Below are 18,916 nucleotides of genomic sequence, written 5' to 3'. Positions count from 1 at the left end.
CTTTTCACGCTCCCTTCTTTAAATTTGTATTCTTATCTGACAACATGGCAAGAATTTTTACCACAAATCCATTAAGTTCTGTTTCAGAAGAGTCCTGATGGTTCATCCATATGTCATATACTGTCTTAATAAGCTCAGGTGTTTGATAAAGTGCTTTTAGCATATATGCTGGGATCTGATCAGCTCTTTCCTGAAGAATCAAATATATCCTTGCAATATGATCAATTTCATACGCCATTGCATATATCTCCTCATGATTTTTCATGACAACACTTATTTTAAAATTTAGATATTCTGTACTTATCTTTAATAAAAATCTTTCTGTCAATCGATCTTTCGTTTTCATTTATAATGTCTCCTCTCGGGTGAATGAATAGTAGTTATCCTCGTCACCAATTATGATATGATCTGCAAGATTTATTCCCATCAGTTCGCCTACCTCCTTGACTCTTTTGGTTACAAGAATATCATTAGTTGACGGTTTTGTTGACCCTGACGGATGAAAATGCATTAACAGTATCTTGCTCGCATTTTGCATGATGGCTGTTTTAAACACTTCCGCTATCCCTATCAACGCCTTATCTACGGTTCCCACCGAAATCAGCTCCATTGATACAATTTCTCCCTTCGCATCCAAGCATGCAATATACACTTTCTCTCTGTCACTGCCCTTAAAAAAAGCTGCAGCAAAATCAGCTGCAGCTTTTGGGGAGTCAATAATACGTTCCTTATATATAAGTGATTTTTCCTTTACAATCTCTGTATGAATGAGACTAAATCTTTTTCCGTGCATATGAAGCCTCCTTTAAGCGACTTTTATCATCGCATATGCCTTATCAATCATTGCATTGCCTTCTACCGTCTTAAAGAACAAGTTCTCTCTATAATTCTTTCCCTTTCTTAAAGGTGATGCGTGAGTTGCAAAATCCGATACCGCATTAATAAATCGGTACCCATTCAAATCCATACCTTCGAGGTCAGGAGCATCGAAATATCTGATACTTAATTGCTCCCTTAAAATCCGACTGTTCTTTTTTTGCATCTCCGTCATATCCTCTGATATAGGGAATAACGTATCCATATATTCTTTGAATCTACCATCAGAAATCTTTTTTAAACTTATCTGCTCAATAGAACTCTTAAGCTCTTGTAAGTATCTATCCGCTAATAAGAGTGTATTTCCAGCTTCCTCCATCTTGCTCTGTATGATTCCCATATGCTTGCATGCCCAACTTCTCTTTGCTGTAGACAGGGCAAGGTTTAAAGTGTTTTGACATACCACTCTTATTGGTGTCATTGCTACCTTGATGGAGCTTGATCCGTCAAATGAGTTTGAAAATACCATGTAAGGTGTAATTTCATCATCTGCTGCCTTTATGTTCCCTGGCATCTTTGCAAGTATCCAGGTTCTTTTTCCACCCTGCAGACTCCCGGCTGTCTCATAAGTTATCCCTTCACTTAGCAAGTTATCAGTAAAGGCAAATGCTTCTTCATTTTGCACGATCTGATATTTATCAGTTACCACTCCAAGTATTTTTTCGTCAGAAGTTCGGATATTGGCTTTATAGCCTTCAACCTCTGTCCCATCTGAAGTGTAGATATTCCGCGGTTTCACTTCCCAGTTAAGCCCGGCCATTATTATTGCATCTTTTGACGTCGGTGCTTTTTCCACTCTGGTACCTAATCCGTGCCATGGTACCTCTCTTACATAAAACATTGTTTCAACATTTGCTGACATAACTTTTACCTCCTTAAATTCAATATTATTATTCATTACACTTATATTATATACACTTAAAAAAGCATACTTCGACTTCAGAAGTATGCTTTTTATGATCCTATGTTCCGTGCAGCCACGGAAGTACTCTTCGTTATAATATACAATTCAATAATTGAACCTATTTCGTGTTAGCTATTTTTCATATCAAAATTAGTTGATCCATTTATCCCATGACTCTTTTTAAATTTCAATAAACCATATTCATACGCTAAACCAATTCTGGTTTAACCATATATTTCATAGCAACTTCTTATACAGTAGAAGCTCTATTTTAGTTATAGGTTCCCGAATAACTACTTTCCGTAACGATTATAGAAGAATTTGTTACAGACAGATATCCAAATATCGTACCATTATCTAAAATGACTTTATACTTGTTTACTACATCAGTTTTCATTAATTTCCCTTTCCAAAAGTAATCATCGTATCTATCACCTGTTGAAGTATACGGGATGGCAAAATCTAGTGTCGCAAAGGTATCACCAATCTTTAATGAATTTATTGATACATCATTAGTTACCACTATTTTAATAGAATCTTTCAAATCTTTAAAGCCCTCTTTCCCCATACTTGCAAGGCTAGAAGCCTTATTATATTCTTTCGAAAATGCAGTTATTAATTCATCCTTCGTTGTTTGATTATTAGCAACACCTACTGTCGACTTCACAGTTGAAGTTTCAGTTTCCTTAGCAGCACTTTGCGATATAGTTTTTCCGTTAAAAACAGATTCCATTAATTCTTGATAATCCGACTCACTGCCTACTTTTCCATCAATACCGTAGTATGTAAGATTAAAACTATCATCCTTGATTGTATACTGTATTGTCACTTTCTTAGTAGTACCATTCATAAGGCATTTACCATTAAATTCAACAGTATACTCACCAGTCTCCGATTTAAAGCCCTTCCATTTAGGTTCCGAGAAAAAATCATTAAAAGCTTCTCCATATGTTTTCCCTGGATAGTTGCTGTTATAGGAACTTTTCACACATTCTATATTTATTTTGGCAGGTGAAAAGAAATTTAGATATGTATTAAATCCAAACAATATGAAAATTATGATTATACAGGTTACCTGCCATATACATATCCTTCTTTGTACCTTACATTTTGAAATGGATTTTATATTATTTAAAAAAGTTTTCGCTATTTTCTTACTTGCAACAAAAATAAATAATTTACATCCATTATTATATAAAATCTCTATTTTCTGATTTTTACCAATTAAAAATAAGACTATCATCGTAGCTATTATTGCAATCAGTAACTCTGATCCAAAATCCCAGTTAGATATTCCAATTGCACATACCACCATAATTAGTAGCATTGCTACTATATATAATGGAGAAATGTAAAGTGAAGGACGAATTTCGCTTATTTTATCAAATCCAATATTGGTTTGTTTTCTTTTCTGGGATACATTGATTCCAGTGCCATTTATCTCAACGTATGTACATTGCCTGTGCAGAAAATTTATGCCGAATGATGACCATAGCTTATATTCCTTAGTTTCTTTTTTGTCTACATTTTTTATATTATCTAGTTCTTCCTGCATTGTTTCATTAATATTAATGACATCCACTTTTTTTTGTTCTTCATTCAATACTGTTTTTTTTATTTCAAATCCGCAGTGTGGACAAGTGTCCGCTTTATCAGACACTTGTCCACCACATTCTGGGCAATTCATTAATGCCATATTTTTATCCTCCATGTTTAATAACTATTTTTTCTCACTCTATGTAATTAATATCTAAAGATGACTTAAATGAATAGGGATTTACCTCGCAATACTTTTAATAAGCTACTTTTTCTTTTTAAAATTCTTTGACCCGTTAGTTCCGTATTTTTCTTTTCCAAGTTTTCTTATATCATCCGTTGTAACTGTAAATTTAAGTACAAAAAATACAATCAAATACACAATTAAGTAGTAAATACACCAATTGTAAATAGTTTCATATGTCCCGTTATTTGGCAGTTTAAACTTATAAATCACATAATAAATAAATCCAATAAATAATACAAATGACATATTCCGAAACCATGAATATTTATCAACGCAATATGTCCATTTTGTTATCTTATCTCCATCCGAATCTACTGGATCTCCTTCTTCCTTATATTGTTTTGTATATTGCTCTATCTTTTCATTGGTTGTCACAACATCTTTTTTATTATCTTCCAATATTTCAGAAGATGTAAATTCTCCTTGCTCTTCGATCATTTTATTCCTATTATCAACAGTACTTTGTTTCTCACCTGAATCTATATTTTTGTCCTCAAAGCCACAATGGGGACAATACTTTGCTTTATCCGATACTTTACCACCACATTCTATGCAAATTAATATTGCCATATTTTTTATCTCCAATTTTCAATATTTGATATGTACTTCAATCGAATTTTACTTTTTTACGAATGTGTAGATATTGTCACTTGATAACGATTTTATTGTATATGTGTCCGGATACCAAATATACTGAGCTTTTCCTAAATAAAAGGTATTGTCTAAGCTCAAATTCACCGTTTCATAAGTAACACTACCGTCAAAACTATAAAATGTAATAACCTGATATGTATTATCACTTAACTTTATAACTACTTCCTTTGCACCACTTCGGTAATATGCGCCTTCAAAATTCTTCTTTTCTACTGCTGTTTGTGGTTTATCATTCAATGATATTTTTTTTGAATCTGCTGTCATAATCATTTGTGATAAATCGATGTTAGCTGTACTTGGATATGTGAATTCCAAAGTTGTATTAATTTTTCCATTTGAATCTATTGTTTTGCCGTCATAGCCATTATAACTAGCATTTATACCAACACCATTATTACTTAACGCAAAATTCTTTGATGCATTGAACACAATACTCTTTCCAGTGATATTTTCTATTACACAATCGCATTTCACAGTGATTGTATTCCAATTACTATCTTTAATGGTCCAGGCAAACTTAACTGTTACATTAAAACTGCTGCATCTCACCATTTCTGTTGTGTAATAAGTATTTGTATCTGCTTTTGTACTTTGCTGCGTAGAAGCTTCCTGTTTTGAACTCTTCAGGGTTTCTATTTGCTCAGCTGTAGTATTTTGAACTGACTGCATAATATGGTTATCCCCTTTAAAGAATCCAAAATATACACCAGCCGAGCCTATACAAATAAGAATAACTGCAATAATAATACCAATCCTTATTACTGACATCTTAGATTTTTTATTGCGATTATCCTTATCTGTATTTATTGAATTATTATCATTTATATTATCTGACTCAACTTTTCTATATTTATCACTTTCATTTTTTTCTTGGATATTTTTTTCTTCATTATTGTCAATATTCATTATTCCTGATATTGGATTCCCACAATGTGGACATTTTGTAGCTTTATCGGAAACTTTACCATGACATTCAGAACACTCAATTATCGCCATTATATATCCCACCTCTAAATACATTTTAATTTATAATGTATTTTCTCTTTTTCCTTGTATTTTTTATAATCTTTATAATTTTCTTCATAAAATTCTAAACTAATATGTTCCTTTTTTAAAACTACCAGAATAAATCAAGCCACCCTCTGAATTATAAAGTTTTCCTTTTCCATTATATTCACCAATGCTAAATTCACCCTCATATTGTAAAGTGCCATTTTCAAAATAAAGTTTTCCATCTCCATCATATTCATTCGCTGCAAAATCGCCATCATACTTTACTTTACCGTTAGAATAATATAATATTCCTTTGCCATTTCTACTAGCTATTTTAACAAAAAAGCTGAATGAATACGTGCAATCATAAACCAATTTTCCATTTTCATAATACTTAACATTTCCATCCCAGTTATTAATCGGTTCCCCTTTTGCCTTACCTACATATATTCCATTTTCTGAATTTGACATATTGATACTTGAAATGCCACCATTATTGTAGTCATAACTCTCTGAAATCAAAACGTAATTACATTTTCCATTTATTAAATTTTTAGAAAATTGTCCTTCATAACAAATGGGGTTCATGTAATCAATTACCACATTTTCAAGAGATTTTCCGTTCTTAGAATAATAATTTAACAAATCACTATATGCACTAGAATTAATATTACGGCTACCATATTCAGAAAATACAATCCCATATCCATCATACATACCATCTTTAAATTCTCCAAAATACATTCTCTCTTGTACATCAATTGTAGAACCATCACTTTTTGTAATACTCAAATCTTGTAAAACAAGGCCCACTCCGTTAGGTTTACCATTTGCAATTTCACCATAGTAACAAAAATGCGTACAACTTTCTGAATATGTAAAATAAGCATCATCTTTGTTTTGATTATTTAATGTTAAATATTGTATATTATAGTCATCTTTCTTGTAGTTCTCGACTTTATCGCTCACGTTAAACTTATTAATAGCTATATTGTTTTCTGCTACATATTTTTCTAATGTTACATCTTCCAATCCCATTATTTTATTTAAAGTACCATTTTCGTCATTCGAGGCTAATAAGAAACTAAAATCATCATTTTTATTTACAATAGACGTTTTAACTTTATCAAAAAATGTACCAATAATTGAATTACTACCAAAAATACTCGTAACATTTATTTGGAATATACCAACTACAATAACGCCTACAATTATTATAATTATTAATTTACTAATAATTCTTTTTGATTTATTAAGCCAATCTGACGCCAAGCCAAGTATACCCAATATACAAATCACTGCCCAGGCTTTCGTAAAAAAATTTGACCAGTCCTTATAATTAATAAACACAAGCGTTCCAATAAAAAATAAGATTGTAAAAATATCGCCTTTATCAAACCTATCTTTTTTTTGATCAGCCATGTTTTGTCTGTCATTTTCTTCATTACTTTTAGCATTTCCACTCTTTAAGTCATTTACATCATCATCTTCTTTATCATAATAATCCTCATCATTAGGATCATATCGATTCCTATCTTCGCTATACTGATTTTTCATTAATTGATCATACTCTTGTCTCTTTTTCACATTTGATAGCATTTCATATGCTTCATTGATTTCAAGCATCTTTTCTTCATGATTAACCGAATCACCTTTAATATTATCAGGATGATATTTTTTCACTAAACTCTTATAAGCAGCTTTCACTACTTCTTCAGAAGAATTAGGAGAAATTTCTAAACTTTCATAATAATTTTTCATTTGTTCCCCTCACTTTACAAAAATCGGAATTAAAGTAATAACCAATAATGTCCTTATTTGTAATTTTGTGTCAATTATAGCAATACTTTGGTATTTTGTAAATAGACTTTTAATGAGATATAATTCTTATTATATTAAAAAACTTGGAGGTATTTATGTTTGGTGAACAATTGAAAACTTTAAGAATTTCACACAGTCTAAATCAAGTTGATTTAGCAAAAATGCTTAATGTTTCAAAACAAACAGTAAGTAATTGGGAAAACTCCAATATTATGCCTTCTGTTGATAAACTACGTGAGATTGCTATTTATTTTTCGTGTTCAACTGATTACTTACTTGAATTAAATGAGAATAATTTTCTTATAGAAACAAGCGATATAACAGCTGAACAGATTGCACACATACAGCAGCTTATAAAAGATATACAAGAAATAAATAAGCGGATAAAAAATAAGAGCTGAGCGCATTAAAGTGCTCAGCTCTATAGTTTTAATTAGAAATTCAAATATAATATTTCATTTTACTCTGTATTAAAATATTCAATCATAATGGGTAGTTTAATTAAATAAATTCACTATTTTTAGGAAGTAGATAACTATTTAAAATATCCGATGTATTAGATTCTCCAACCATCCCCATATTAATTTCACTTTTTCTACAATATAGTCAATGTTAATCTATATTTTTTATCTTTTTTCTCTTTTTTCCTATCCAATTCAGAGTTAATATAATTCATATGCCAGCTAAACTTTTGTCGCATCCGTTCATCCCAATGGCTTTCTAGCTCTTCTTTCATTAACTCAAAGCCTTTCATCAACCTTTCTCCACAATAATAGCAATTATTTAAATAATTAAGATACATCAAATCATCAAAGTCTTTACGCATATATTCACTTAATACACTATCATTTTTAATTTCACTTATAACATTTGAATCAAGAATAACACGTGGATATATTGCCACCTTATCTTCCAAAAAATATGATTTTACCAGGGCTTCACCCCATACCATGACTTCATCAATAAATAATTGACCAATTGTAATCCCTCCACGCAACATCCATCCAACACTGTCACTTGCCGCAAGTTCTTGAAAATGTGCTGCACATGATAACAAACAATTTATATCTTCTAATCTGTTTTCTTCTGATATCTTTTTTGCAATAATAATATTATCTGAGAATATTTTAAATTGTATTTCCTTATTTTCTTTAATTTTAATTTCTCTTGTAAGATTCATGGAAAATGTATATAAATTATGCAATTTATTCATGAACACTTCTTGCTTTTCCATATCTGACTTTATCCTTGAAGTGACTCCTAAAAGATCAAAATATGCAACGATATATGTATCTGTTTTTCTATCATAGGAATCCTTATTTTCATTTACCATCATATTGTCATTTTCTCCATATTATTAACAGTTCTTTAATTTCACTGCCAAATTTATCTCTTATTTTTATCAGTCTTTTAGTAACATATCTTAATTTACACTCTTGATTAGATATCTGTTTGGTATATCTGTGATTAAATTTAACTTTAGCCAAATGAAAATATCTCGATCTTTCAATTAATTAATCAAGTCACCTTTCCACCATACAACTGTCATAGAAATATCACTCTTCTACAGTATTATCCACACAATCAGCGACAGCCGACGAATATTTATAAATATATATTTGTAGCTAATAATAAAGTACTTTTATCCATTCAAACATTAACATTATGTGACTTGTATAATTTGATTTCGTTTGAAGAGAAGTGTTTATAATATTCTTTTTGATAAATGTAATTTCTCTGCTAAAAGGTCTTTATTGAATCCTATTTGTACAAATTCATAAGAAGCGGTTCCATCGGGCGAGAAAATGCTAACGTCATTTTGTTTGATAAAAATTGGTGTTTTAATTGCTCCAATATTCATTTTAATCCATTCATTGTTTCCTATAGGCTTGTCCCAAAAATCTTGAATTGAAACCTTTGCTCCCTCTGCAATTTTATTCAAATACTCGACTGTATTATCGCTAGAATCTAGTTTTGTGGGGAAGTGCAAAACATGGTTTTCACGCAACCACTTTATTGGTTCGTTAATTTCAGTACGATTAGAATAAATCAGTATTATTTCAGAGTGTGGATGTAAGCCGTTCCAACAAAGCATTTTGTATTTATCAATTAATTTCTCAATACTATCGTCAATTCCGCCATCTACAATAAATCTGTTATACAAGTTTCTAAATGTGTTAATTGTATCATCTAAATTCAAATTATTAATTACATTGAGATCTTGTTTATCCTGTAAGACTTCATCAAATAAGTTCTCCAATTGAAAAGCATTTAGCTGGTTACAATTATCATCAAGAGAATTCAACATATGTAATGCCAACTGCATATGTTGAGCACTTCCACTGTCCAGCAAGCTCATGAGGCAGCCACTAACATTCATCATTTTATTTAGTAAAGCTAGAAACTTCATAGGTAACTGATATGTTCTCGTAGCACTTCTTATATCTCTAATAAAACTATATATAATTTCTCTATCGTGTTCGTTATACTTTTTGTCAGCTATCGGAACCGTGAAGAACCTAGGTTCTGTCCAGCAAAATTTATCCCTTAATATGCTACTGTACATTTTATCGTCGTATGGTGCCACCGCTGGAATAACTAAGTTGTATGCACACCATTGGCTTGGCCACATGCTTGTATCAACACAAGTGAAATATGAAATACCTTGTACTGTTGAATTATTACGTTGAACCCACTGCATAAGCATTTGAGGGATAATGTATTCTTGCTTGTATGGAACCTTACCACTCTGATTCACAAAAGAACAAGCTAATATCAAAGGATAGCTCTTCAAATACTTAGTAACTACTTCTAACCAAAGATCAAAATGATTATACTTTACAGATGCCCCCCCAATTGCATATTTCGTCTGGCGAATACAATGAGAGAAATTGTAGTTCCTCGTCAACCAAGCGATTTTCAAAAATAGTATCATAGCTATGCTCAAACTGATATTCAGAATAATAGTATTTTTGCGGATATCCGCATTCCTGCCAAGCTAACGGAAGCATTGTTGATAAATACAAACTTGGGAAACCCGCTAAACTAAATCGTTCGTTATTAGAATATGCCCGCTTAGAAAGCGGGATATGGAAAAGTTCATCTGCATTCTGCGAAATAGTGTAGGATTCATATTCAGAAGGCCTAACCCTGAAATATTGATAGCCTGGCGTAATGCGAAATCTTGTCCAGAAAGTGTGCTCTTTAGTAGTTATTTGAACGTGGTCATCAATCGAACCGATAAATATATCATCTTTTATTCTGCTCATTAATATATCAAATTCTTTTTGAGCAGTTTTTATATCCGCATTTTCGTAGTACTTAATTATATTAAGGATAGAGTCTATATTAAGTTTAGCTATGTCACAAATCTCAGCTAAATTCTTATTAATTTTTTCTTCTTGAATAGCATTAAATTCTTTACCATTACATTGATAAAGAAGTAATATGAAGGTATCTGCCTCTTCTCTAAACTTGTCAGAAATAACAAAATCATTGTTAAAATATCTCTTAGGCAATGCAATTTCTCGCATCAAATTTTCTATTTTCGATTCCATATAACTCCTTCTTTCAGTTGGTCAGCTTCCCATTATTGCTACCACAACCAATTATATCAAAAGCAAATAGTCTTATTCTATCCAGGTATTATCTTATTAATTTAAAATAAAAAACGTCGTAAATTCAGCTTTATATTACCATGAAGTTTGAACAGGTTACAGTCTTTATCCTATTTTATCCCCTCACTCGTAGAAGTTTAAATATACCCAGCCAATACTCCATTTCAGAATCTGGATTTTCTTTGAATTTGACGCCATGTTTTACATTTCGATAAAGTGCAACCATCAACGACAGCTTACTTTCGTTGAGCACCATAGGTGTGCTAATGACCTTGAACGGTTTTTTCTTGGCCTGCATAATGGTAACCTTTTCGCCATCAGATGCCACATGAAACCACTCAATTTCATATCCTGTTTCTGGCATTGTATGAACATCACGTGGATTTTCCTGGAACTCTTTTAACATTCGCCGCCACTCTTCCCCTCCACTCGCACGGTAGTTAAGCATTCCAAGAAAATTACCTGAAGCAAAACTCTCTGTCTCCTTATCATATTCTCCAATTCCTTTCGCATCCATATCAACCCAATTAAGTTCTGAACGCTTGGCCAATCTCTGCCTATTTTGGATTCTACAAATTTCTCCACGCACATGGCGATTATCTCTTTCTGCATCAAATTCTTCAACTCGTTCACTTGCGATTCGAATAAAGGTGTCATAATCCTTGCACTTATTAATGTTAATATATTTGAGTTTTTCTTCCTCTGCAAGAGCATCCTGATTTTTAATAATCTTTTTTAAGTCACCAATCTTCATAGCGCTGATCACATGATTTTTCAAATCAAGGAAAGCTTCCATCTTCATAATTATATCTTCCATTGTCTTTTTATTTGCTTCTTCATAGGCTTTTATGGTTTCTGTTCGCATCAAACCTCCACGATAGCGTCTAATTATTTCTTCCATTTTTCCATATTGTGCTTTCATAATAATCTACCATCCTCATTTCTTTTTAATCTTGCTATCTATTGAAATATTATATTTACTATTATTCTATTATAAAACAAAAGTCTTACAATATATACCATATTATAAGTTTATTTTAACAATATCATCTATACGACAATTCAAAACACCACATAATTTCACCAAAACATTCATTGTGACTGGTCGGTTATTTTTCATTCTTGCCAATGTTGCTCCTGATACTCCAGATTGCTCTGACAATTCCTTCTTACTCATATTTTTATCAATTAGCATTTTCCAGAGCTTATTATAATTATATTCCATTACTTGATTCCTCCTTATCTTACATAACAATTCATATTTGATCCAGCAGCCTTGAAAAACACATTTTGGCCAAATTTTATATTACACACAATACCAGTTATCTCTTTTAATTTTTCCCGTAGTAATATGTATGCCTTATTGTTATCGCAAAAATTCTTTCCAGTTGCATATGAAACTGAATTAAGTATAAAAACAGTTTCCTTTCTTCCATCAGTATTTTCTGTTATCAAATATATCAATTGATAATTCTGCGACAAATAAACTTTGATTTGTTCAGCTACATTCACCACAAAGGCTTCTGACATTCCTTGATCAAAGGTAATCGAAAAGCAATGTACTAGTAAACTTATATTCTTACAAAAAGTTCTGTGAGTCATTTCGAAACCACCCACTATAGATTCAACACTTCTCGTAATCACTCCATAGCCACCTCTATACTTGATTTTATCTGAATTCCAACATAATGAAATAAAGCTCTCTAGCTCGCTTCTATTCCTTATTTGTTCTCTATAAACATTAAACTCCATTATCCACTTCCTCCTACTTCAGTAAACTGATAATATTTTCTATATCTGCATTCAATGTATTTCTGACCTTTTTATCTTTTGTTTCTTTTAGATGCTCAATTAAGCCTATGAGTATTACATTTAGAGTTGGTCTATTAATTCTGTATTCTACGGAATCTAACATAATACTTCTTATATAGGCCGACTTGGACATATTTTGTTCTGCAGCATTCTTTGCGATTTCATTATTCATTTCTTCTGGCATAGAAACCGGAACCACTTTGTTTTTTTTACCATTCATTAATTAATACCTCCATATGTGAAACTTAGCTTTCTGCTATTATAAATATGTTGATTAAATAATCACTAATTTTCACATATGAGAGATATCTTTATACAACATAAAATATTTCTAACTATTTGGCCAATCTTTAGCCTTCTTTCTCTTCAAGGCCCAATTATATTTTGAGCAGGACTCTAAATATTCTTTTAATTTATAATACATTTCTCCAGAATCATACAATCTACTTCCATCTACATACGAAACTGTATTTACTGTAATATGAATATGTAGATATTCATCCACTCTATGTTTCGATCCATTATGTATTACTGCAAACACCTGAAATCTATCTTTAAAATAATCAATCACTAATTTCATAACATCTAACACTTCTTCATCATAATTAATCTCCTTATTTTCAAAGCCAATGACCATGTGACATATTCGTTTTCCTCTTTCCTGCATAAAAACTTTCTGCACAGCCATGTATTGATTAGCAACAATATAAGGATTGTAAGAATATATATTTCCCCTATAAGATAAATCATTATCACAATATGGCGACCACATATAATTCAACACAATGTACACAGCATCTTCGTTTTTATAACCATCTGTTATCGCGATAAGATTTGCCATATTTGTTCAATCCTTTCATGTGCGTTATTAAATAACAATCGATCTTTTTCAGATAAATTATCTTCTATACTTTTTAAATCTTTATCAAGTTCCAATAATTCATGCAATAGCTCTACTAGACTATATCTCTTATCACATACCTGATGAACCATAGCCTTTAATCCTTGTGACATATTAAGTTCTCCTCTAAAATTATTAAACATCTCCATTTCTTCTAGACTTACATTTCTTGATACAATTTGTCCCATTTGTTATACCTCCATTATTGTTTTTACTTATTAGTTATTGATTATGTAATTTTCTATACATGTATATATTTTATATACAGTATGTGTATATCTATAGAGTAGTTATATTGTATATAGAAGTTATATCTATATAATAGCTATACTCTTATTCTATTAATAACTAGTATTATAATAAAATAGCAAGTAGGGAAATTCAATTCACTGCTTTACATTACTGTTAGTATCTTTTTATATAATTTTGATTACCTAACGTACAACAAGCACTTTTTTACTTTAGTTAGATTTTGTAACACATGTGAAATAACAATGCAAACATTAATATAATATAAAATATAAGGAGGATTTAATCATGAATAATTCAATGAACGACTACATGACAGCAAATAATGCTGATTACAACACATCAACACTTATGACTTCAGATGAAGTTGCAGATTACTTAAAGATAGGAAAAAACCGTACCTACGAGTTACTACGCTCACGTAAAATCAAAGCATTTAGAATTGGCACTGTATGGCGTGTATCAAAACAGGCTATCGATGACTATATCAGAGAAGCGTCTGGGATGAAAAAATAAGATTTTCACTTTTCATATATTCATTATAAAAAAGTAAGAAAGAGCACCTCAAATTGAGATGCCCCCTTACAGACTAAAATATTTTACTATGCTAATTATTTATTTCACCTTTTCAATTTTAAATTCATGCTAATTCCTTCAAATAGCTCTGTATATTACAAATCTGTAATATACAGAACTATAGAAATAAAGTAGCCCTCTCAAGAGCTCTGTAAGCAGTTTTTATTTGATCTAGGTATTAGTTTATGCCTATAGTCTAAAGCATTTCAAATTAGCCATATTAATTTCAAAACAGAAAGAACTATGAGAAATTTAGGAAGAACAGTGCACACATTACAGGACTATGTCTTACCTATCATGTCAGCGATCTCTAGCACTACGTAAGCTTGTTGATGTTATGCGTGAGGTCCACATAACTCATACTATGGTTTTACCTGACATTCTTTAGGTATCACATCATCTCTAATAGCTTTAAATACAGGTTGTCTTAATGAATCTTTTGTATTTGGCATATATTCAACCACACATACTAATGTTGGCTCTAGCCATGTTACATCATCATTACTAGAAGGGGTTAAATTAAATGGTGAATCATTTGTTATTTTACAATTATATATTCTTAAGAAATCTTGCTTTACACCAAATGATACATTTCCTTTATAAATTAACACATCACCTTTAAACTGTCCTAATGTCAATGTATTTTTCTCTTTATTATATCCGCAAATAACAAAATCTTCATCTGCCATCCTTTTGAATTTCACCCAATCATTGGTACGCTTATCAAAATAGTATTTAGAGTCTTTTCTTTTGGCAACTACCCCTTCTAGTTGATTCTGGTCTGCAATATTAAATAATTCAATTCCTTTCTCCTGTATAAACCTTGAAATTGCAATATCTTTATTTTCCACTAATACATCTTGCAATATCTTTTTTCTTTCTATTAATGAAAGGTCTGTTATCGTCTTGTTATTATAATAAATAATGTCATAAGCAACAAAAGAAGCAGGATATTTATTATTTTCCAGTTGAATTTTAAATGTATCAGTCAGCAAAGTACGTCTTTGCAATTCGTAAAAATCTGGAACCCCATTTTTAAGTACTATTAGCTCACCGTCTAAAATACATTTGTTTTTTATTTGATTATTAATTAATTGCAGCTCCGGAAATCTAGGGAGTAATTTCATATTTCGTTTATTTCTTAAATCCGTTTCAAAATCATCAAGGTATGCAATACATCTAATCCCATCCAGTTTTAATTCATAAATCCAATCATTTGAATTAAATGGATTCATCATATCTTTTATTAGCATTGGTTTAATTGCTTTTTCTTCAAAAAGATCTATCATGCAGTACTCTTCTTATTCTTCACTGTTTTAGTTTTTGCATTTGGACTATTTGTTAATTCGAGACTGCGCTGTAATGCCTCCATAAGGTCAATAACATTATTTTGTTCTCCATTATCCACACTAATAATTTCTTTACCTTGAATTTTTGTCATAATTGCCTCGCGTAATCGGGTTTGATACTCATCCTTAAATTCAGCTGCATCAAATGGCTTAGTCATATTTTCTATTAACATCTTTGCCATATCTAATTCATTCTTATCTAACTTCATCTTTGGAATTTTTTTAGGAATCTCTACAATCTCATCTTGATAAAATAATGTCTTAACAATAATTCCTTCATCTGTTGGGTATAATACTATAAGATTTTCCCTGGTACCAATAACTGTTTTAGCAATAGCTACTTTCTTTTGACTTAACAATGATTGTCGTAATAATTCAAAGGCTTTTTCTGCCCCTACATCAGGTAATCCATAATAATCATTTTCGTAAAATATAGGATCTATTTCAATCATTTTAGCAAACTGAATGATGTGAATTGATTTGTCCCTTTTTGTTTTGATTTTCTCTAGTTCGTCATCAGTCATAATAACATATTTATCTTTTTCATATTCATAACCTTTTATTATATCACTTGTCGTAACCTCTTTATTACAGTGACTACAGTACTTCTTATATTTAATCCGAGCCTTACTTTCTTTATCTAATTGATTAAAGTGTATATCATTATCTGTCGTTGTTTTATACATTCCAATCGGAATCAATACTAATCCCATAGATATTGAGCCTTTGTGTGCTACTGCCATATTGTTACCTCCATAAGTATTTTTCTTATTATGTGTAATAAAAAATAATTTATAAGGAAACTATTTGTATATCTTAATATACATAATCTAAAACCACCCGAACACATAATTGGTAATCGATGAAGTATCAATAAAAGCTCCTTGTACAGATAGGAGCCTTTATTGATACTTATAAAATTATTTTCAAACCTCATGTATACTCCCGCATTTAAGCAGGGTAATAATTTAATCCTATTCCTTTTATAAACCGCGTACTGGGTAGCAAATATAATTCGTACCTGTGCCTTTTTACTATTTTTTGAATATAAAAAAGCCACCTACATTGCTGAAAGTTTCTTGATTAGTGATTTATTTTTCTTGATTTATATTGTTGTTTATTACTCTTAAAAATGAAATAATCGCACCAACTCAATACAATATATAAATGCTAATATATTTAGAATTTATATTATATGTACCTCTTTATCGTTATTATTTTCAATTGTATACTCTACAGCCTCTCCTAATTGTATTAACAAATTAATCCCAAGTATTGATTTAAGTGCATGTTCTTTAGTTCCAAAGTTCAATTGATCTCCATGGCAAATTTTATTTCTAATCGGCTGATGATTCCATATTTCTTTACTTTCTGTTGATGACAAGATGATTTTACGGAAATATTCTGTTATTGCTTCCCAAAGTAAATTCCCCGTATCTGGAATAAATGCTACTTGATGTAATTTACCTTTTTCTGAATTAATATTTTCTGGTTTAATATCACATTGTAAAGCAATAAATTTTTTATCATCTTCAGAAATCACTATTCCATTATCCTTCGCAAAGGAATTAATATCGATGATTACACCGTATAATTGGCACATCATTATTGATGTAGTTGCATAATATTTTTTATTAAAATATAATTCTTTACTTTCTTCAAATATAGACATTCTAAATTTGTTTACACATTTCGAAAATTTCCAAGCATTAAACATTTCATTTATACAATTATCATCAAAATGTTCATATATAATCTTTTCTATGTCATCCTTTTCTTTTTCTGCAGCAATTATTTTTTTTTGAAATTCTAAGTTCCTTTCCATAAAAATTGGCCATTTATATTTTCTCGCAATCATAAGGTATTGAATTCCAATACTAGTTTCCTCTGAAACGCTAATATCAATTATGGGTAATTTTATTTCTGATATCGTCCGAGCTAATTCCTCTAAAACTTTATGACCTTGATCAACACAATTTCTAATACTTTCACTAAAATCAGGGAACTTATATTCCATCCTATTTACCTCCTGTGAATAATCATCATAATATTATACTTGGTCTCCAACATATTCTTTCAAATGATCTATCCATATCAGTAGTAGCTAATATCTTTTTTTCATGATTTAATTCAATTAATAAATATTTTACTTTCATAATGTTCTTATGACTTTTAAATTTTAAAATATGATTTATCACATCAGCTGTAGTAGGTAATTTATCAATCATATAACAGGGTGCATAAAATTCAAATATATAAGAGAAAATACTATATTTCAATTTTTCTGTATTTTTTATTTTCCATTGCCATGCGAAAGAAAAAGCCACAATTGAAATTGAAATTATTGAAATCACTAAGCCTATACTATCCATGAAGAACCTCCATTAAAATAATATACTTTCTCAGAATCACTTACTCCTTCTCGTCCATATTCAGGACAACATGTTATTACCATATAATTTTACTCCCCTCTTATGAAAATCTTTCAAATTACGCAATATATGAAATTGCAATTCTAGTATGTTTTTTCACTTTCATCCTTCATTTTATGTATTAAATATACATTTTGTCCTATTATTTATCTATTCTAATATTTTTGATAGCAACATAACCATCAATATCCCTATCATTTTCAACATCAGTATATAGTATTTTATAAAAATATCTAGTACCTTCATTATCAATTACAATTTTAGTATTTTGTGGAATGACATATATCTTTTGAGAATGACTTGTAGGATTGACATAAATATTCGTGTTGTTTATGGTGATGGCAGATTTTGAGGTCATACAATTTAATAAAAATGCTATCACAATACCTATAATTGTTACTAATATAGGATGCTTCATTCCCCATTTTTCTGCACATTCCATATAATCTTTTGTAATGAACTTACTTTTTACAACAGTGTTTATATCATCTGTGAATTCACTGATTTCATCAAAACTAATTTCATCACTATCTTTAGTAATATATCCGTTCTCATTCTTATTAATATTTAACGAATCTAAAACATTTATAATGTTTTCAGTAGTGATACTGGGCGAAAATATACTATCGTTGTAATTATTATATATTGCTAATTTCCCAATATTTTCTAACATCTTACGATATTCAGAAGAGTCAAACTTTACATAAAGATCAGTTATATATTTACTAAGATTCTCTGATAATTTAATATAATTATTTACAAAATTACCAGCCCCTTCAGCTAATGGTACGATAGATTTTGATAATAGCAAAAAACTTTCTACCATAGATTTACTTAATCCAGCATATTTATTGCCATATAACAAAATTTCTTTATCTTTCATTCTCTAACCTCATTTTCATAAACACTCATCAAATAATTTTACATCTTAATGGACAAGAAGTAAACC

At 30.4% G+C, this 18,916-nt stretch carries 23 protein-coding genes; 2 read left to right on the top strand and 21 right to left on the bottom strand.

Going from position 1 to position 18,916, the window contains the following annotated elements:
- Positions 1-4: 4 nt before the first annotated feature.
- The 7 genes from BMY18_RS09595 to BMY18_RS09565 form a co-directional block, all read right to left on the bottom strand.
- Complete coding sequence (locus BMY18_RS09595; protein WP_092453392.1) at positions 5-346, bottom strand: DUF3848 domain-containing protein; 342 nt, start codon at positions 344-346, stop codon at positions 5-7.
- Positions 347-793: a JAB domain-containing protein gene (locus BMY18_RS09590; protein ID WP_092453390.1), complete on the bottom strand. Its 447-nt coding sequence runs from the start codon at positions 791-793 to the stop codon at positions 347-349.
- Positions 794-805: 12 nt separating this feature from the next.
- A complete protein-coding gene (locus BMY18_RS09585) occupies positions 806-1,738 on the bottom strand; it encodes a DUF932 domain-containing protein (RefSeq protein ID WP_092453388.1) in 933 nt (310 codons plus the stop codon).
- A 313-nt stretch (positions 1,739-2,051) separates the two neighbouring features.
- Positions 2,052-3,476 carry a zinc ribbon domain-containing protein gene (locus BMY18_RS21275; RefSeq protein WP_092453386.1) on the bottom strand — a complete coding sequence of 475 codons (1,425 nt, stop codon included), beginning with the start codon at positions 3,474-3,476 and terminating at the stop codon, positions 2,052-2,054.
- A 105-nt stretch (positions 3,477-3,581) separates the two neighbouring features.
- Complete coding sequence (locus BMY18_RS09575) at positions 3,582-4,133, bottom strand: zinc ribbon domain-containing protein (protein ID WP_092453384.1); 552 nt, start codon at positions 4,131-4,133, stop codon at positions 3,582-3,584.
- Positions 4,134-4,181: 48 nt separating this feature from the next.
- Entirely contained in the window at positions 4,182-5,213 is a 1,032-nt protein-coding gene (locus BMY18_RS09570) for a hypothetical protein (protein ID WP_092453382.1), read from the bottom strand.
- A 99-nt stretch (positions 5,214-5,312) separates the two neighbouring features.
- Positions 5,313-6,971, bottom strand: a complete 1,659-nt coding sequence (locus tag BMY18_RS09565; RefSeq protein WP_092453380.1) for a DnaJ domain-containing protein — start codon at positions 6,969-6,971, stop codon at positions 5,313-5,315.
- A gap of 155 nt (positions 6,972-7,126) precedes the next feature.
- Here BMY18_RS09565 and BMY18_RS09560 point away from each other — a divergent pair, with 155 nt between their 5' ends.
- Complete coding sequence (locus BMY18_RS09560; RefSeq protein WP_092453378.1) at positions 7,127-7,432, top strand: helix-turn-helix domain-containing protein; 306 nt, start codon at positions 7,127-7,129, stop codon at positions 7,430-7,432.
- A 194-nt stretch (positions 7,433-7,626) separates the two neighbouring features.
- On the opposite strand, the gene BMY18_RS09555 is transcribed toward BMY18_RS09560, so the two are convergent.
- From BMY18_RS09555 to BMY18_RS09515, 9 genes are all read right to left on the bottom strand, one after another.
- Entirely contained in the window at positions 7,627-8,367 is a 741-nt protein-coding gene (locus BMY18_RS09555) for a hypothetical protein (RefSeq protein ID WP_092453376.1), read from the bottom strand.
- Positions 8,368-8,736: 369 nt separating this feature from the next.
- Positions 8,737-9,966 (bottom strand): hypothetical protein, encoded by a 1,230-nt coding sequence (locus BMY18_RS09550; RefSeq protein WP_139197248.1) that lies wholly within the window; start codon positions 9,964-9,966, stop codon positions 8,737-8,739.
- A complete protein-coding gene (locus BMY18_RS09545; protein ID WP_092453372.1) occupies positions 9,863-10,588 on the bottom strand; it encodes a hypothetical protein in 726 nt (241 codons plus the stop codon). The genes BMY18_RS09550 and BMY18_RS09545 overlap by 104 nt, the downstream gene beginning before the upstream one ends.
- Before the next feature lie 175 nt (positions 10,589-10,763).
- Positions 10,764-11,570 (bottom strand): hypothetical protein, encoded by an 807-nt coding sequence (locus BMY18_RS09540; protein ID WP_092453371.1) that lies wholly within the window; start codon positions 11,568-11,570, stop codon positions 10,764-10,766.
- A gap of 102 nt (positions 11,571-11,672) precedes the next feature.
- Complete coding sequence (locus BMY18_RS09535) at positions 11,673-11,873, bottom strand: helix-turn-helix domain-containing protein (protein ID WP_092453369.1); 201 nt, start codon at positions 11,871-11,873, stop codon at positions 11,673-11,675.
- Between the two features lie 14 nt (positions 11,874-11,887).
- Positions 11,888-12,400: a hypothetical protein gene (locus BMY18_RS09530; protein WP_092453367.1), complete on the bottom strand. Its 513-nt coding sequence runs from the start codon at positions 12,398-12,400 to the stop codon at positions 11,888-11,890.
- 13 nt (positions 12,401-12,413) lie between these two features.
- Positions 12,414-12,680, bottom strand: coding sequence for a hypothetical protein (locus BMY18_RS09525; RefSeq protein ID WP_092453365.1), 267 nt, complete (start codon positions 12,678-12,680; stop codon positions 12,414-12,416).
- 111 nt (positions 12,681-12,791) lie between these two features.
- A complete protein-coding gene (locus tag BMY18_RS09520; RefSeq protein ID WP_092453363.1) occupies positions 12,792-13,301 on the bottom strand; it encodes a relaxase/mobilization nuclease domain-containing protein in 510 nt (169 codons plus the stop codon).
- On the bottom strand, positions 13,280-13,549 hold the full coding sequence (locus BMY18_RS09515) for a hypothetical protein (protein WP_092453361.1): 270 nt from the start codon (positions 13,547-13,549) through the stop codon (positions 13,280-13,282). Before BMY18_RS09515 ends, BMY18_RS09520 begins: the two co-directional genes overlap by 22 nt.
- A 349-nt stretch (positions 13,550-13,898) precedes the next feature.
- On the opposite strand from BMY18_RS09515, the gene BMY18_RS09510 reads away from it, so the two are divergent.
- Positions 13,899-14,126 carry a helix-turn-helix domain-containing protein gene (locus BMY18_RS09510; protein WP_242941002.1) on the top strand — a complete coding sequence of 76 codons (228 nt, stop codon included), beginning with the start codon at positions 13,899-13,901 and terminating at the stop codon, positions 14,124-14,126.
- Between the two features lie 422 nt (positions 14,127-14,548).
- Here BMY18_RS09510 and BMY18_RS09505 read toward each other — a convergent pair whose 3' ends face one another.
- From BMY18_RS09505 to BMY18_RS09485, 5 genes are all read right to left on the bottom strand, one after another.
- Complete coding sequence (locus tag BMY18_RS09505; protein ID WP_092453359.1) at positions 14,549-15,475, bottom strand: ATP-dependent DNA ligase; 927 nt, start codon at positions 15,473-15,475, stop codon at positions 14,549-14,551.
- On the bottom strand, positions 15,472-16,278 hold the full coding sequence (gene ku, locus BMY18_RS09500; RefSeq protein ID WP_092453357.1) for a non-homologous end joining protein Ku: 807 nt from the start codon (positions 16,276-16,278) through the stop codon (positions 15,472-15,474). Before ku ends, BMY18_RS09505 begins: the two co-directional genes overlap by 4 nt.
- Positions 16,279-16,721: 443 nt before the next feature.
- Complete coding sequence (locus tag BMY18_RS09495; RefSeq protein WP_092453355.1) at positions 16,722-17,552, bottom strand: hypothetical protein; 831 nt, start codon at positions 17,550-17,552, stop codon at positions 16,722-16,724.
- Positions 17,553-17,577: 25 nt separating this feature from the next.
- The gene (locus tag BMY18_RS09490; RefSeq protein ID WP_092453353.1) at positions 17,578-17,907 is read right to left on the bottom strand and encodes a hypothetical protein; all 330 of its coding nucleotides are present in this window, start codon (positions 17,905-17,907) and stop codon (positions 17,578-17,580) included.
- Between the two features lie 202 nt (positions 17,908-18,109).
- Positions 18,110-18,850, bottom strand: a complete 741-nt coding sequence (locus tag BMY18_RS09485) for a hypothetical protein (protein ID WP_092453351.1) — start codon at positions 18,848-18,850, stop codon at positions 18,110-18,112.
- Positions 18,851-18,916: the final 66 nt, after the last annotated feature.

The sequence above is a fragment of the [Clostridium] fimetarium genome (assembly GCF_900111235.1).
GTDB classification, from domain to species: domain Bacteria; phylum Bacillota; class Clostridia; order Lachnospirales; family Lachnospiraceae; genus Clostridium_N; species Clostridium_N fimetarium.
The sequence above is the reverse complement of the archived record's forward strand: the minus strand, read 5'-3'. Positions and strand labels throughout refer to the sequence as shown.

Bases quoted from the DNA above. Each gene is read 5' to 3' on its own strand.
- BMY18_RS09595 (WP_092453392.1), bottom strand. From the start codon at position 346: ATGAAAACGAAAGATCGATTGACAGAAAGATTTTTATTAAAGATAAGT.
- BMY18_RS09590 (WP_092453390.1), bottom strand. From the start codon at position 793: ATGCACGGAAAAAGATTTAGTCTCATTCATACAGAGATTGTAAAGGAA.
- BMY18_RS09585 (WP_092453388.1), bottom strand. From the start codon at position 1,738: ATGTCAGCAAATGTTGAAACAATGTTTTATGTAAGAGAGGTACCATGG.
- BMY18_RS21275 (WP_092453386.1), bottom strand. From the start codon at position 3,476: ATGGCATTAATGAATTGCCCAGAATGTGGTGGACAAGTGTCTGATAAA.
- BMY18_RS09575 (WP_092453384.1), bottom strand. From the start codon at position 4,133: ATGGCAATATTAATTTGCATAGAATGTGGTGGTAAAGTATCGGATAAA.
- BMY18_RS09570 (WP_092453382.1), bottom strand. From the start codon at position 5,213: ATGGCGATAATTGAGTGTTCTGAATGTCATGGTAAAGTTTCCGATAAA.
- BMY18_RS09565 (WP_092453380.1), bottom strand. From the start codon at position 6,971: ATGAAAAATTATTATGAAAGTTTAGAAATTTCTCCTAATTCTTCTGAA.
- BMY18_RS09560 (WP_092453378.1), top strand. From the start codon at position 7,127: ATGTTTGGTGAACAATTGAAAACTTTAAGAATTTCACACAGTCTAAAT.
- BMY18_RS09555 (WP_092453376.1), bottom strand. From the start codon at position 8,367: ATGATGGTAAATGAAAATAAGGATTCCTATGATAGAAAAACAGATACA.
- BMY18_RS09550 (WP_139197248.1), bottom strand. From the start codon at position 9,966: ATGATACTATTTTTGAAAATCGCTTGGTTGACGAGGAACTACAATTTC.
- BMY18_RS09545 (WP_092453372.1), bottom strand. From the start codon at position 10,588: ATGGAATCGAAAATAGAAAATTTGATGCGAGAAATTGCATTGCCTAAG.
- BMY18_RS09540 (WP_092453371.1), bottom strand. From the start codon at position 11,570: ATGAAAGCACAATATGGAAAAATGGAAGAAATAATTAGACGCTATCGT.
- BMY18_RS09535 (WP_092453369.1), bottom strand. From the start codon at position 11,873: ATGGAATATAATTATAATAAGCTCTGGAAAATGCTAATTGATAAAAAT.
- BMY18_RS09530 (WP_092453367.1), bottom strand. From the start codon at position 12,400: ATGGAGTTTAATGTTTATAGAGAACAAATAAGGAATAGAAGCGAGCTA.
- BMY18_RS09525 (WP_092453365.1), bottom strand. From the start codon at position 12,680: ATGAATGGTAAAAAAAACAAAGTGGTTCCGGTTTCTATGCCAGAAGAA.
- BMY18_RS09520 (WP_092453363.1), bottom strand. From the start codon at position 13,301: ATGGCAAATCTTATCGCGATAACAGATGGTTATAAAAACGAAGATGCT.
- BMY18_RS09515 (WP_092453361.1), bottom strand. From the start codon at position 13,549: ATGGGACAAATTGTATCAAGAAATGTAAGTCTAGAAGAAATGGAGATG.
- BMY18_RS09510 (WP_242941002.1), top strand. From the start codon at position 13,899: ATGAATAATTCAATGAACGACTACATGACAGCAAATAATGCTGATTAC.
- BMY18_RS09505 (WP_092453359.1), bottom strand. From the start codon at position 15,475: ATGATAGATCTTTTTGAAGAAAAAGCAATTAAACCAATGCTAATAAAA.
- ku (WP_092453357.1), bottom strand. From the start codon at position 16,278: ATGGCAGTAGCACACAAAGGCTCAATATCTATGGGATTAGTATTGATT.
- BMY18_RS09495 (WP_092453355.1), bottom strand. From the start codon at position 17,552: ATGGAATATAAGTTCCCTGATTTTAGTGAAAGTATTAGAAATTGTGTT.
- BMY18_RS09490 (WP_092453353.1), bottom strand. From the start codon at position 17,907: ATGGATAGTATAGGCTTAGTGATTTCAATAATTTCAATTTCAATTGTG.
- BMY18_RS09485 (WP_092453351.1), bottom strand. From the start codon at position 18,850: ATGAAAGATAAAGAAATTTTGTTATATGGCAATAAATATGCTGGATTA.